This window comes from Streptococcus fryi, assembly GCF_053206505.1.
Genome location: NZ_JBRUGW010000001.1, coordinates 61,343 through 74,017, shown reverse-complemented (window position 1 = coordinate 74,017; position 12,675 = coordinate 61,343). Strand labels below are relative to the sequence as shown.

At 36.9% G+C, this 12,675-nt stretch carries 17 protein-coding genes and 1 pseudogene; 10 read left to right on the top strand and 8 right to left on the bottom strand.

What is annotated here, in order from left to right:
* Positions 1-87 precede the first annotated feature (87 nt).
* A complete protein-coding gene (gene hisS, locus ACVRZH_RS00425) occupies positions 88-1,365 on the bottom strand; it encodes a histidine--tRNA ligase (RefSeq protein WP_447453360.1) in 1,278 nt (425 codons plus the stop codon).
* Positions 1,366-1,531: 166 nt separating this feature from the next.
* Positions 1,532-2,230: a hypothetical protein gene (locus tag ACVRZH_RS00420; protein ID WP_447453359.1), complete on the bottom strand. Its 699-nt coding sequence runs from the start codon at positions 2,228-2,230 to the stop codon at positions 1,532-1,534.
* A 182-nt stretch (positions 2,231-2,412) separates the two neighbouring features.
* Between ACVRZH_RS00420 and rpmF the strand changes: the two genes are divergently transcribed.
* Both rpmF and rpmG read left to right on the top strand, forming a co-directional pair.
* Complete coding sequence (rpmF, locus tag ACVRZH_RS00415) at positions 2,413-2,595, top strand: 50S ribosomal protein L32 (RefSeq protein ID WP_000290414.1); 183 nt, start codon at positions 2,413-2,415, stop codon at positions 2,593-2,595.
* 15 nt (positions 2,596-2,610) lie between these two features.
* The gene (gene rpmG, locus ACVRZH_RS00410; RefSeq protein ID WP_002262412.1) at positions 2,611-2,760 is read left to right on the top strand and encodes a 50S ribosomal protein L33; all 150 of its coding nucleotides are present in this window, start codon (positions 2,611-2,613) and stop codon (positions 2,758-2,760) included.
* A gap of 77 nt (positions 2,761-2,837) precedes the next feature.
* Here rpmG and ACVRZH_RS00405 read toward each other — a convergent pair.
* Positions 2,838-3,010 (bottom strand): annotated as a pseudogene (locus ACVRZH_RS00405) (FanG protein).
* A 28-nt stretch (positions 3,011-3,038) separates the two neighbouring features.
* Between ACVRZH_RS00405 and ACVRZH_RS00400 the strand changes: the two are divergent.
* Genes ACVRZH_RS00400 through ACVRZH_RS00390 form a run of 3 tightly spaced genes read left to right on the top strand, consistent with a single transcriptional unit; the run spans position 3,039 to position 4,207 of the window.
* Positions 3,039-3,653, top strand: coding sequence for a CadD family cadmium resistance transporter (locus ACVRZH_RS00400; RefSeq protein WP_447453358.1), 615 nt, complete (start codon positions 3,039-3,041; stop codon positions 3,651-3,653).
* Between the two features lie 11 nt (positions 3,654-3,664).
* On the top strand, positions 3,665-4,003 hold the full coding sequence (gene cadX, locus ACVRZH_RS00395) for a Cd(II)/Zn(II)-sensing metalloregulatory transcriptional regulator CadX (RefSeq protein ID WP_447453357.1): 339 nt from the start codon (positions 3,665-3,667) through the stop codon (positions 4,001-4,003).
* Between the two features lie 42 nt (positions 4,004-4,045).
* Positions 4,046-4,207: a hypothetical protein gene (locus ACVRZH_RS00390; RefSeq protein ID WP_447453434.1), complete on the top strand. Its 162-nt coding sequence runs from the start codon at positions 4,046-4,048 to the stop codon at positions 4,205-4,207.
* Positions 4,208-4,500: 293 nt separating this feature from the next.
* On the opposite strand, the gene ACVRZH_RS00385 is transcribed toward ACVRZH_RS00390, so the two are convergent.
* The 3 genes from ACVRZH_RS00385 to ACVRZH_RS00375 all read right to left on the bottom strand — a co-directional run bounded on the left by ACVRZH_RS00385 (position 4,501) and on the right by ACVRZH_RS00375 (position 7,764).
* Positions 4,501-5,523: a helix-turn-helix domain-containing protein gene (locus tag ACVRZH_RS00385; protein ID WP_447453356.1), complete on the bottom strand. Its 1,023-nt coding sequence runs from the start codon at positions 5,521-5,523 to the stop codon at positions 4,501-4,503.
* Positions 5,524-5,627: 104 nt separating this feature from the next.
* Positions 5,628-6,821 carry an MFS transporter gene (locus ACVRZH_RS00380; RefSeq protein WP_447453355.1) on the bottom strand — a complete coding sequence of 398 codons (1,194 nt, stop codon included), beginning with the start codon at positions 6,819-6,821 and terminating at the stop codon, positions 5,628-5,630.
* A gap of 73 nt (positions 6,822-6,894) precedes the next feature.
* Complete coding sequence (locus tag ACVRZH_RS00375; RefSeq protein ID WP_447453354.1) at positions 6,895-7,764, bottom strand: helix-turn-helix domain-containing protein; 870 nt, start codon at positions 7,762-7,764, stop codon at positions 6,895-6,897.
* 122 nt (positions 7,765-7,886) lie between these two features.
* Here ACVRZH_RS00375 and ACVRZH_RS00370 point away from each other — a divergent pair, with 122 nt between their 5' ends.
* Positions 7,887-8,711, top strand: a complete 825-nt coding sequence (locus tag ACVRZH_RS00370) for an ABC transporter ATPase (RefSeq protein WP_447453353.1) — start codon at positions 7,887-7,889, stop codon at positions 8,709-8,711.
* Positions 8,712-8,751: 40 nt separating this feature from the next.
* Here the strand turns inward: ACVRZH_RS00370 and ACVRZH_RS00365 are convergent, their stop codons facing one another.
* A complete protein-coding gene (locus ACVRZH_RS00365; RefSeq protein WP_447453352.1) occupies positions 8,752-8,967 on the bottom strand; it encodes a helix-turn-helix transcriptional regulator in 216 nt (71 codons plus the stop codon).
* Between the two features lie 2 nt (positions 8,968-8,969).
* Positions 8,970-9,374: a hypothetical protein gene (locus ACVRZH_RS00360; protein ID WP_447453351.1), complete on the bottom strand. Its 405-nt coding sequence runs from the start codon at positions 9,372-9,374 to the stop codon at positions 8,970-8,972.
* Between the two features lie 168 nt (positions 9,375-9,542).
* On the opposite strand from ACVRZH_RS00360, the gene ACVRZH_RS00355 reads away from it, so the two are divergent.
* Genes ACVRZH_RS00355 through ACVRZH_RS00340 form a run of 4 tightly spaced genes read left to right on the top strand, consistent with a single transcriptional unit; the run spans position 9,543 to position 12,656 of the window.
* A complete protein-coding gene (locus tag ACVRZH_RS00355) occupies positions 9,543-9,869 on the top strand; it encodes a PadR family transcriptional regulator (protein WP_447453350.1) in 327 nt (108 codons plus the stop codon).
* The gene (locus ACVRZH_RS00350) at positions 9,856-10,446 is read left to right on the top strand and encodes a DUF1700 domain-containing protein (protein WP_447453349.1); all 591 of its coding nucleotides are present in this window, start codon (positions 9,856-9,858) and stop codon (positions 10,444-10,446) included. The genes ACVRZH_RS00355 and ACVRZH_RS00350 overlap by 14 nt, the downstream gene beginning before the upstream one ends.
* Complete coding sequence (locus tag ACVRZH_RS00345; RefSeq protein ID WP_447453348.1) at positions 10,436-11,476, top strand: DUF3737 family protein; 1,041 nt, start codon at positions 10,436-10,438, stop codon at positions 11,474-11,476. Before ACVRZH_RS00350 ends, ACVRZH_RS00345 begins: the two co-directional genes overlap by 11 nt.
* A 19-nt stretch (positions 11,477-11,495) precedes the next feature.
* Positions 11,496-12,656: a DUF4097 family beta strand repeat-containing protein gene (locus tag ACVRZH_RS00340; protein ID WP_447453347.1), complete on the top strand. Its 1,161-nt coding sequence runs from the start codon at positions 11,496-11,498 to the stop codon at positions 12,654-12,656.
* Positions 12,657-12,675: the final 19 nt, after the last annotated feature.

The window sequence follows — 12,675 nt, the reverse complement described above, 5'->3', positions numbered from 1 at the left end:
TATGTATATGTATATCTACTCTATTCTATCAAAAAAACTGCCACTTTGGGCAGTTTTAAACTAATTTTTTCATGTTTTAAACCTTAATCAAGCGATGTTTGTCACAACTTTTTCAAAATCAGATTTGAGTTCCTCTAGGCTTACTGTGATTTCTGAACGTGTCTGATTATTTTTGACCGTCACTTGGTTACTTTCAACTTCACTTGTGCCCAAAGTGATTACAAAACGTGCGCCAAAGGCATCTGCTGACTTGAACTGAGCTTTAATCTTACGATTGAGGTAGTCACGTTCAACGGAGAAACCTTGCTGACGAATAGCTTGTACCAAACTAAGTGCCTCGATATTCACATCCTCTCCTAAAACAGCAATATAGACATCTAGGTCCTCTTGAACTGGAAGACTCACCCCTTGTTTGTCAAGCACTAAAAGCAAACGCTCAAAGCCCATACCAAAACCAAAGGCAGGTGTTTCTGGACCTCCAAAGTAAGACACAAGATTATCATAACGTCCACCCGCACAGATGGTTAACTCGTTGCCCTCAATTTCTGTGACAAACTCAAAAATCGTGTGGTTATAGTAGTCTAAACCACGTACCATGTTGGTGTTAATCACATAGTTAATACCTAGGCGCTCCAACATCTGACGAACTGCTGCAAAGTGTGCTTGACTGGCATCATCAAGATAATCTAAGATGGATGGTGCATTTTCGACAGCTATTTTATCTTCTTTTTCTTTACTATCAAGCACACGAAGAGGGTTTTCTTCCAAGCGACGCTGACTATCTTTTGATAACTGCTCCTTCATCGGTGTCAGATAATCAATCAAGGCCTGACGGTAAGCAGCACGACTCTCTGGACTTCCAAGACTGTTTAATTGCAAGGTCACATTGGTAATACCAATCTCTGTAAAGAAATGATTGGCCATGGCAATCGTTTCAACATCTACCGCTGGATTAGCGGAGCCAAAACACTCAACTCCTATCTGATGGAACTGACGTAAGCGTCCTGCCTGTGGACGCTCATAACGAAACATTGGTCCCATATAATAAAGTTTGACAGGCTTTTGCACTTCAGGTGCAAACAACTTATTTTCGACATAAGAACGCACCACAGGAGCTGTCCCTTCTGGACGAAGGGTGATATGGCGCTCTCCCTTGTCATAAAAATCATACATTTCCTTAGTCACAATATCTGTCGTATCACCGACCGAGCGACTAATCACTTCATAATGTTCAAACATGGGGGTTCTGATCTCATCATAACGGTAAGTTTTAAAAATCTCTCTAACTTGACGCTCTAAATACTGCCACTTCACAGAATCTTGTGGCAAAATATCCTGCGTTCCCTTAGGTTTTTGTAATTTCATACACTTATTCTCCTATCTTTTTATCTATTTTAACACAAAAAAAGCATAGAGGCATTAGGAGATACAATTAATAAATTAAAAAGGGAGTAGATAATATTGAACTGAACTCCAAAAGTTAGACAAAAAAATCTAACTTTGGGGTCAGTACATATCTACCCTCTCCCTGTTATTTATCAACATTCTCAAAAACTAAATCCTTAACCTCAATTTGAACATCTAATTCCTTTTCAGCCCCTAAATTGATGAGGTTTTCCAGGGATTCACCAGCAAATTTGGCTACTTTTTCTTGACGCTCTTCATCATTTAAAACGTGTTCTGACGTTTTATAAATAGCTTTTTTGCTTTCTTTAGCTAGAAACTCTTGTGACTTTTTACTAGCCGTAAACGCATCAACAACCTTATCAACTAAGCCACTTTTTGCAGACTTAATCTTAATCTCACCATCTGTTTGCGAATCCACATAAACTGTCAACGGCTTATTAAAAGTTAACACATTACCAGAAATGGTAATATCTTCTTCACCTAAACCTTCCAGTTCCAACTTAAACTCTGTTTTAATTGGCAATTCAACAGTAGATTCACGTCCTATAAGCACTTTTGTAATAGGCTTTGTCCAATTAGGCCAAGACTCAAGAGCCTTGTTTTCAAAGACAGGATTAGCTGTTGTTTCAACATCTGCACCAGCAACTACCAGTTGGCTTTCTTTTTCAAAACGCTTGATGACAAAGCTATATTGTTCTTTGGTTACACCATCAAATAAACCAAAAATACCATTTTTGAACCATAGGAACCCAATTGCCAAAGTAGCAATCACTAAGATAACAGTTATCACCTTGTCAAGCAATATTTTTCCGATTGTTTTCACGACTTTTCCTCCAAATATGATGAAATGACTATTATTCTAGTGTATATATATATATATATATAATTTGTCAAGTATTTTTTAAAAAAGTTTGTCAAGTAACTTTACTTTACAAAAAACTTGTGTTATCATAGTTGAGTTGATGAAAATCAAGACTTATATCATATTATCGGAGGAAAGAAAAAATGGCAGTTCCTGCACGTCACACGTCAAAAGCGAAGAAAAACAAACGTCGTACACACTACAAATTGACAGCTCCATCTGTACAATTTGACGAAACTACTGGTGATTACTCACGTTCACACCGTGTATCCCTAAAAGGTTACTACAAAGGACGTAAAATCGCTAAAGCTAACGAAGCTAAATAATAGAAGGGAGATACCATGCGCGTAAATATTACACTTGAGCACAAAGAATCTGGTGAACGCTTGTACCTTACTTCAAAAAACAAACGTAACACTCCAGACCGTCTTCAATTGAAAAAATACTCACCAAAATTACGTAAACACGTCATCTTTACTGAGGTTAAATAGGGTTTCAGTACACGTCAATAGACGTCAAAATATTGATTTTAAGCGATTTTTGATTTTTTGAAACTCATTATATCGCACTACAAATCAATAAAAACTCTACCTTTTTTAGATGAATATATCATTTGGATATTGAAGTTAAGCCCTGCTATCATTTCGATGGCAGGGCTTTTTATATTTGGTACACTAACTTCTTATCTATATTTTGGTGGAGCTGAAGTTGACATCTACAAAGTTTAATGTTAAAATACATTCAAAAATAGATTTGAATGAGGTTTTTTATGATTCAAAATGTTGTTACTTCAATAATCCTGTATTCTGGGACAGCCGTAGACTTACTTATTATCCTAATGTTATTTTTTGCCAAAAGAAAAAGCAAAAAAGACATCATTAACATCTATTTAGGACAATTTCTAGGCTCTGTTAGTCTAATATTGCTAAGTTTGCTTTTTGCATTTGTCTTAGATTATATTCCTAGTAAAGAGATTTTAGGTTTGCTCGGTTTGATTCCAATTCTCCTAGGCCTCAAAGTTTTGCTTTTAGGAGATTCTGATGGAGAAGCTATTGCCAAAGAAGGTTTGCGCAAAGATAATAAAAACCTGATTTTTCTAGTCGCTATGATTACTTTTGCAAGTTGTGGTGCTGACAATATTGGTGTCTTTGTCCCATATTTTACTACCTTAAATTTAGCGAATTTGATAGTGGCTTTACTTACCTTTCTAGTCATGATTTATCTCTTGGTTTTTTCTGCCCAAAAATTGGCAAAAGTCCCTTCTGTTGGAGAAACTTTAGAAAAATATAGCAGATGGTTTATTGCAGTTGTTTATTTAGGATTGGGGATATATATCCTGATTGAAAATAACAGTTTTGACATGCTATGGACTGTGTTAGGCTAGGAGAAAATATTTTGAAAAAAGATAGTATCTGCCAAGTGAATATTATAAATCAACAAAATGTTACAACCGCAACGAACTACCTTGAAAAGGAAAAAGTCCAAAAATCACTTCGCATTTTATCAAAGTTTACCGATAATAAACAGATAAATATCATCTTTTATCTCCTTGCTGTTGAAGAACTCTGTGTCTGCGATATAGCCTGTTTACTAAATCTCAGTGTGGCATCTGCCTCCCACCATCTTCGTAAACTATCCAATCAAAACATCTTGGACACTAGAAGAGAGGGGAAAATTATATATTATTTTATAAAAGATGAGGAAATCAGAGATTTTTTTAATCAACTAGGATAACAACTATTTTTACTACTTTTCCATGTTTATAGGGGCTTATCTATGAAATTTTTTGATGAAAATTACTCACAAGAAATACCTACTCGTATCAAATGTTTAAGAAAAAAGTATAATTTAAAGCAAAGTGACCTAGGTAACGCAGGTCAAGTTAGCCAAGTTGAAAAGGGAAAGCGACAAGTTACCGCTTCAATATTGCTTTATTGAATTCATTGATAATTCAATTGATGAAGCTAAAACTATGTTTATCAAGTTAACTCCAGATAATATCAAATACTTAAATGAAGCAACTATTAATACCGCAAATTACTTCGTCATTTCAAATAAACCATTTACTATACCACAGAACACTTACCTATATAATCGATTTAAAAATAAAAATTGGACATTCAGCAAGCCCCACTTTAATATTTAAAACTTAGAAAAGCCCTTGAAATCAAGATTTCAAAGGCTTTTTTTGGTTATACTACAATAACATTACTCTTGCTGATAAAGGGTTTTTACTCCGCCAACTGTTCAATTTTTTCTTTGATACGGTCAACATAGGAGCCAAACTTACAATCCCAATCGTCTCGTAAGACATCTAATACTTTTTGGTAGGCCTTGACGGCGTTTGCCTTGTCATTTAGACGTAGGTAACAGATGGCTATGGACTCGTGATAATCGGTAAATCGTGGTTTTTCTTGAGCTTTGTAAGCCTTCTCCCAAACCTCTATAGCCTCCTCGTAAGCACCATTTTGTGATAAGCTATTGGCAACTGAAAAGAGGGCTCGCCAATCATCGTCATGTTGTGCAGCGTAGGCTTGATATTCTGCCTTCACATGAGCAAACCCATAGCGATGGTCATCAATCAAAATCTGATAATAAGCATTTAGCACATCTGGGTTGTGCTCATAGGATTCTTGTAAAAAGGTTTCTGCCTCATCCAAGCGACCATCCGCAATCAAGTTGTCGAGAATGTAGAAATAAAGCCGTTTGTTCTCAGGAGCAATCTTAAGAGTTTTTTGAAAATAATCAATCAGTTCATGATGGTTTCGGGCATCCCAATCATAGAGAGCTCCGTCCGACCCGATACTAATGACGTTGATATCACCCTTGCTATTGGGGTTTAATTCCAAAGCCTTCTTGGCATGTTGAACAGCTTTTTTCTTGAGCTGCTCAGCAAATCTCAGATACAAAAATCCTAGCGTTGACTGGGCTCGATAATGATTCACATCAAGAGCAATTTCTGACAATAAAAAGCTTTCAAACTCAACAAATGTCTGGTATGTCATCGGATTGCCAAAAGACAAACTGCTATCAATGTGGTCAAACATTTTATCCTTGGTGTAGTCGAAAAGGTCATCAATACGAACACCAAACACCGTCGCAAGCTCTGGCAAGAGTGTGATGTCTGGTTGAGAAAAATTGGTCTCCCATTTTGATACAGCTTGACTACTAATCCCCAATTTGTCAGCTAATTGTGTCTGACTAAAACCTGCACTCAGACGTAAGGTCTTAATTTTATCACCAATGGTTTTCATCGTTTTCCTCCAATTAAAGTATTAAGAGCTCTTATCTCTAGTATAAGCTTTTTGAGCCAAATAACAATTGGAAAATAGTTGGATAATTTATCAAAATAGTTGAGTTAAGCCTTAAAATACGTCCGACTATACCAAAAACCAATACCTGATAAGAGCATAATGCCACAACCTATCACGGCAAAGGTCAAAAGATGGATGGTTACAGGAAATAAGGTCATCAAACTTGTCGCCAGAGGCATAAAGAGGACAGCAACAGTAAAAATAGAACTAAACACGCGCCCTAACAAGTGATGCGGTACCTTTTTTTGAACCATTGAGAAAAAGTGAATATTGAAAATCGTCAGAAAACATTCAAAAACAAGATTGCCTGAAACAATAATAGGCATTGGTAAGTGCCAGAGCGAAAGAGGAGTCATCAACGCCAAACCAAACCCGCATAAGCCCAAGGAGATGAGGATACTATCATAAGAATGTTTAAAGAGTTTATTGGCTAGAAATGCACCCAAGATTGCCCCAAAAGCCCCCATCGTCAACAGTGTGGCATAGCTTGATGAAGCGTGAAAGAGTTGATTTGTAAAGGGCACAAGGTAATTAAAGGCGGCTATGAAAAAATTGACCATAGCTGCAATGACTAACAAAAAGAAAATCTCGCGCTCGTGTCTGATAAACAGCATCCCTTCTTTGATATCTACCAAAATCGCTGAAATACTGGTTGGTTTATCATGAGTTGCTAAATGCTTTTCCTCATGCCGAATTGATAAGAGTAGAAAGAAAGATACAAAAAAGGTCAAACTATCGAGAAGCAAGGTTGGTCTAAGCCCAAACCTATCAACAAATAGAAAAGCCAGTAATGGCGAGGATACACTAACCAGTTGTGACATGACTTCCAAATGGGCATTAAAATCAACCAACCTTTCCTTATCCACCAAAGTCACCACATAAGATTTGAAAGATGTCCCTGAAAAAGCATGTGAGATAGCCAACAGTGCATTAACTGTAATCAGACCATAAAGCATCATCTGATTTGTTCCTACCATAGCTAAAATAGCACACATGGCACCACCTAGAAAATCGGTCACTAAAAGAATGTGACGCCGCCTAAAACGGTCAGCAACCGCTCCACCAATCGGATTCAAAAATAAGGAAATCAGGTGCTCTGCCAATTGATAATAACCCAGGTACTTAGGCCCAAGACCACCCAGTGCTGCTATCCAAGTGCTATTACCATAATCGTACATGACATTGCCAATCTTATTGACCGTTCGACTGCTAAGTAATTTCATTTCATTTGTTTGCATAACAAAACCTCCTTTATCAGCTATTATAGCTAAGAAAAAGGAGGTTTTTCTCTCTGTTGTATATTTGGGAATATTAGCCGACAAAGCGTTTGAAATCAGCCTTATAATTTTGTGCCATATTGGGACAGCCTACCCACTCAAACACCTGAATAGCCTGCCTCATGCGTTCAATCCCTTCTAAAACTTGCCCTGATTGATAATGGTGGAGGCCATCTAAAAAGAGATAAATAGTCTTTTCATACACCTTAGTCTCATTGCGAATAAGTTTTTCAGATTCTCGACGATAATAGTCAGCCACATCAAGTGCCTTACGGTGAAGACAAGTTTCCCAAATGTTTAGCATAGTAATAGTAACCAAATGCTTGTGTGTATGGATTTGGCGGTAATAATGACGCCGTTTGAGAATTTCTTGCCCCATCCGATGCAGCAAGGGAATGTCGATAAATAAATACAAGTTACCAATCAAAATCAACTCATAAATATTCCAATGCTCCGTTGTAAAGAGGTAATCAGTCACATCATCAATGTAGGACTGTGGAAAAGGAATGGTTGCATCACACTTACAAATAAAGCCTTGAAGCAGAATTTGATTGAGGTAATAACGATATACTTCTGGTTTTTGTCGATATTTGTCCTGTTCCTCAGCCAACAAGGCACGAAAACCAGCAACATCTCTCTTATACTCTAAATCAATCAAGGCACTCATAAACGCAATGTTTTCACTGTGTTGGTAATCATTCACCTCGTCCATAAATTCCTTAACTTCAACATGGATATGACCTAATATGGTTAAAAATTTACCCACAGACAAGTCAGACTCGCCACGTTCAAAGCGAGATAACTGAGATACAGACACTGTTTCACTAGCGACTTGTTTAAGGGTAATATGGCGATTTTGCCGTAATTTTCTAAACGTTTTGCCCAACTCTTGATAATGATACATCACAACTCCCCTCCTTATGTCCTAGTATAACACAATATAAATACTAACTTTTAAAATAGCATATATAATAATATTTTTGATATAATAACATTGATATATTTTTGAAAATAGGAGTTTTAATTATGGCAAATAATCAATTAGAACCTTTTGAAATTCTTACTCAAACCATCACAGCTGCTAGTCAATTACCTTTTGTTAAGGTTGACAGAGAGCAATTTTTACGCCAGGAATTTAAGAACGATAAATATATAGATGTTATACTTGAAAAAGGTCCCCAAGAAGTCTATAAACCAGATGTTTTAAAAAGAAAAGCTATAAAAATTATCAATGACACTACTAATAAGACAACCGTTTTAGCTTTTATGGCTGGACTTCCTGGTAATCCAATAGTTGCTGGAGTTGCAGCTACAGCAGATATTACACAATTTTTTGGATTTGCTCTTCATCTGTCTCAAAAAATCGCTTATTTGTACGGAGAAGATAATCTTTTCGATAATTCAAAACAGATTTCCGATGAAACAAAAATTCGTATCATTGCATATTTAGGGGTAATGTTTGGAGCAAGCGGGGCAAATACTCTCATTTTGAAAGTAGCAAAAAATGCTGGACCAAATATTGGTAAAAAAGTAGCTGCCAAAGCCTTAACCAAGACAACTTGGTATCCATTGGTCAAAAAAGTCGGCACAATTCTAGGAATAAAGATTAACAAAAAAATAATAGGAAATGTTATATCTAAAATGGTTCCTGTGATTGGGGGTGTCATTTCAGGAGGTATAACCTATACGACCTTTAAACCAATGGGGATAAAACTATCTAAAACATTCTACAGTCAGTTACTAAACTCAAATTCAAAAGCTACAGAAGAACTATTAAATCCCGAATTTCTAAATAAAATAAAACATGATGTTATTATTGATGCTGAGTTTAGAGAAACAGATGAAGCTTAAACATTAAAAGAGATTGAACATCTTGATTCAATCTCTTTTCTTATTGCTCTCTTAATCTAAATAAATCCTCAACAGATACACCAAATACCCTAGAAATTTTTAAAGCCATTTCTAAAGAGGGATTATACCGATTATTTTCCAAATGTAAAATCGTTTCTCGTCTAACTCCAATCTGGTTTGCTAAATCTTGTTGTGTCATCCCTTTTGTTTCTCTATACGCTTTTAAATTGGTTTCTATGAAAGACTGTTTAGGCATATTTATCTATTTTCTAAGGTGATAAAGATTATTGCAAAAGTCAGAACTAAAAAAGCAATAATCAATACTAGGAAGCCTAAGGTTATACTTGTAAAGACACCAAAAAAGAGAAAAAAAGTAATACTAAGTAACACAATTAAACTCACTAAAAAAGTTAAGGAAGAGGCTTTCATAAGATTAGCATAAAGACGCTCATCAAAAGGTTCATCGGCTTTTTTCTTTGCATAGTATGATAGAAAACCCAATTCAACGATAAGGATTCCGATAATACCACCATATTTAAGATAAACTGGGTCAGTATCTGGTGTGATTACTAAGATACCTAAACCATAAAGTATAGTTGATAGCAATATTAACAAGATATAAATCTTATAAGCAATAGGGATATCTCTTTTGTTATCTTTCATTTATAAGTCTCCTTTTGTTATAAATATATCACTTTTTAAAAGGGTAGTCAAATTTTTCACTTTCCAACACATAATCTCTTGACAAATTTTTCGAATAGGTATATATTTTATATATAAATTATTTATATATAAAAATTTTACACAATAACTTAAAAAGGAGGGCTAGGTATGTATTTTCCCGTATCATCTGCCATGATTGAGTTTATCATTCTATCAATCGTGAGTAAGCATGATTCCTACGGCTACGAGATTAGTCAGACAGTCAAGCTTGTCGCCAACATCAAGGAATCTACCCTATATCCGCTCTTGAAAAAATTGGAAAAAAGTGGCTTTATGACCACCTACAGCCAAGAACATCAAGGGAGAACACGAAAATATTACACCATCACGCCAGAGGGAGAGGCACAGCTCATTTTCCTCACGAGCCAGTGGCATATTTATAGCCAGACCATCACTGACATTGTAGAAGGAGGACGCCGTCATGACACGGACTGAATATCTCAACCAACTTGAAAAACACTTACGCGCCTTGCCAAAGGCAGATTATATCGAAGCTATGGATTACTTCACTGAATATTTTGATGAGGCAGGTGAAGATAATGAACAAGCTGTTATGCTTGAATTGGGGACACCTAGAGAAGCCGCTAACGAAATTATCACAAATATTCTCGATAAAAAATTAGCAACCGACAAAAAGGGGCCTCGTACCAGAGCACAAATTGTTTGGATCAGTCTCTTAGCCATCTTTGCAGCACCTCTCGGTATTCCAGTACTTCTATCTCTGCTAGCTTTTCTACTTGCTCTTATCATCTTAATCTGTTCTTTATTTATTGCAGCGATAGCCGTTGACTTCGTCCTCATCCTCGTTAGTGCGACAGTTTTATGGGAGAGTATAACGCTTATCCCAACAGCCCTTCCAGTTCTCTTGATGGGCTTTGGTACAGGACTGGCAGCACTTGGCGGGGCTATCTTATTAGGGCTACTGATTTGGCTCCTTCTCAAACTATCCTATCGTTTTATCTTATTCTTAATCCGTAAACTTATCCGTAGGGGGACTTCTTATGAAAACTAAACAACACCTTCTAACCCTTATTGGCTTTATCACCTTGATTAGTGGTATCATCTTGGCTACTATTGGTTTTTTGTCAAATGGTTTTGATGAACTCAGCAAACTCAGCGTTCCCGTCCATAAGGAAGCCTCTTTCGACAATATCACCTCGCTTGAACTCTCATTATTCAACTATAACATTGAGACTGAAGAATCTCCAGACAATAAAATCCATGTCAGCTATCAGTATTTTGAAGATGACAAGACTAATCGAATCCTCGTCAAAGAGGAAAAAGGTAAACTGCGTATCATCCAAACAGACTATTATGGTTCAGTCGTACAACTCCCTATCTCAGCCATCAGTCGTGAATTGAGCAAGCATAAAAATCAAACCTATATCTTAAAACTATCGCTCCCTAAAAACATGACCTTGGATGAATTAAGTGGTTCAGGAGTGTTGGGAGAATACTTACACCTGTCTGATATTCATATCAAAAACATTAACTACTCTGACTTTATCTACGGTGAAAATATCCAAATTGATGGTGGAACCATTTTTGAAGGAGATTTTATCAACAGCCAACTCAAAAATGTAAACGTTCAAAATTACTCATCTATGACCTTAACCAATTCAACCTTAGAAAATGCAACGGTGAACGACAGCTGGTTTAAGGTTAAGAAGTCACACATCAAAAATACAACAATTACAGGGAAATATGCCGATTTTGTTGCAACTGACCTCACCTTAGAAAACAGCGACTTCACTTTTGAACAAGCCGTAATAGATATCAAAAACCTGACAATCAAGGGTGAAAATACCATTACTAACGGCGACCATGATCGCTATGGCAGCGAATCACACATGACCATCAGTCTATCAGACAAGAGCCGTGACAGTAGCAATCTTAACCTAGAAGTCACACGCCCTTTTACCATCAACACAAAAGACATCAAAGACCTGACAATCAACGATAACAAGGCAAGCCGAACTGTCAAAGACAGCAAAGATAGCCTCACCATTATCAACAAACTAGGCAATATCAGCCTCGATTAAAGACATAAAGGAGACCCGTATGACCAAAGATGACTACCTCAAAACACTAGAGTCCTATCTCAATAACCTCTCTCCCAACGATAGAGAAGACACCCTGAGTCACTTCCGTGAATACTTCGAGGACTCTGGTTTAAGTGAAGCAACCATTATGCAAGAACTCGGAGACCCCAAAGAAGCCGCCGAAGAAGTCCTAAAAAATCTCTATCCCGAAACCAAGGTCGCTCTCAACCAACCCCTACCGATAAAAAATGAAAACAATAAACCTATTATCGGTCAAGAAAATATCAAGAGTGTTCACCTCACCCTTGACCAACTAGCTGTCGTCCTTCGTCCTTCTAAAGACGGACAAGTCATGATTGATTATGATAACCAAGACAGTCCCTACCATCCAACCCTCAAGATTGATAGTCATAGTGGCCATCTAACCATTACAGAAGCACCTGCCGAGTTAAAACATAAACCTGGTAAAACCAAGGGGTTTTGGGGAAATTTTGTCAAAATCATCATCCAAGATACACCAACTGCATATATTGATTTACCAGAAAACTTATCAGACTTGACTATCTCCAGTCATCTCGGAGATATTGATGTTAGTCAACTACAGTGCCAAACTTTAACCCTCAATAATAGATTAGCAGATATTACCGTAACGCAAGTCTCTACTCAAACAGTAGCTATAGTTGCCAAAAATGGTGACATCGTCATCAAAAACAGTCGTATGCTAAGTGGTAGTATCAAGAATGCTAATGGAGATATTGATAGCGATGCTAGTTACTACCAAGACACCAGTATTACCAATGATAATGGGGACATTGACCTAGAGAATAATCACTTCATCAATACCAACTTCATTTGTCGTAATGGGGATATTGATAGCCACACTGACCACATGCAACAAGCTAAGATAGAGGTCTCAAACGGTGATGTTGACGTCGATAAAACACTCTTTGCCGGAAACATTACCATGACCAATAGCAATGGTGATACCTTTGTCCGCCTCAATCAAGACCCAAGCCAGATGAACTTCTATTTAGAAACCAAAATGGGAGATATCGACCTAAATGATATCGTCAATAATGTTCAAGTCAGCTTGTTCAAGAAAATCTACAAACAAAGTAGAGAACATGCGAATACAACCCTATCAATCATCAGCCAAATGGGAGATATTGACGTCGTTTAAGATAAAAAAGACAGCCTAT

Coding starts and splice junctions, on each gene's coding strand:
- ACVRZH_RS00385 (WP_447453356.1), bottom strand. CDS start 5,523: ATGAAAACCATTGGTGATAAAATTAAGACCTTACGTCTGAGTGCAGGT.
- ACVRZH_RS00340 (WP_447453347.1), top strand. CDS start 11,496: ATGACCAAAGATGACTACCTCAAAACACTAGAGTCCTATCTCAATAAC.
- rpmF (WP_000290414.1), top strand. CDS start 2,413: ATGGCAGTTCCTGCACGTCACACGTCAAAAGCGAAGAAAAACAAACGT.
- ACVRZH_RS00350 (WP_447453349.1), top strand. CDS start 9,856: ATGACACGGACTGAATATCTCAACCAACTTGAAAAACACTTACGCGCC.
- ACVRZH_RS00380 (WP_447453355.1), bottom strand. CDS start 6,821: ATGCAAACAAATGAAATGAAATTACTTAGCAGTCGAACGGTCAATAAG.
- ACVRZH_RS00365 (WP_447453352.1), bottom strand. CDS start 8,967: ATGCCTAAACAGTCTTTCATAGAAACCAATTTAAAAGCGTATAGAGAA.
- hisS (WP_447453360.1), bottom strand. CDS start 1,365: ATGAAATTACAAAAACCTAAGGGAACGCAGGATATTTTGCCACAAGAT.
- ACVRZH_RS00345 (WP_447453348.1), top strand. CDS start 10,436: ATGAAAACTAAACAACACCTTCTAACCCTTATTGGCTTTATCACCTTG.
- ACVRZH_RS00360 (WP_447453351.1), bottom strand. CDS start 9,374: ATGAAAGATAACAAAAGAGATATCCCTATTGCTTATAAGATTTATATC.
- ACVRZH_RS00370 (WP_447453353.1), top strand. CDS start 7,887: ATGGCAAATAATCAATTAGAACCTTTTGAAATTCTTACTCAAACCATC.
- ACVRZH_RS00355 (WP_447453350.1), top strand. CDS start 9,543: ATGTATTTTCCCGTATCATCTGCCATGATTGAGTTTATCATTCTATCA.
- ACVRZH_RS00375 (WP_447453354.1), bottom strand. CDS start 7,764: ATGTATCATTATCAAGAGTTGGGCAAAACGTTTAGAAAATTACGGCAA.
- rpmG (WP_002262412.1), top strand. CDS start 2,611: ATGCGCGTAAATATTACACTTGAGCACAAAGAATCTGGTGAACGCTTG.
- ACVRZH_RS00390 (WP_447453434.1), top strand. CDS start 4,046: ATGAAATTTTTTGATGAAAATTACTCACAAGAAATACCTACTCGTATC.
- ACVRZH_RS00400 (WP_447453358.1), top strand. CDS start 3,039: ATGATTCAAAATGTTGTTACTTCAATAATCCTGTATTCTGGGACAGCC.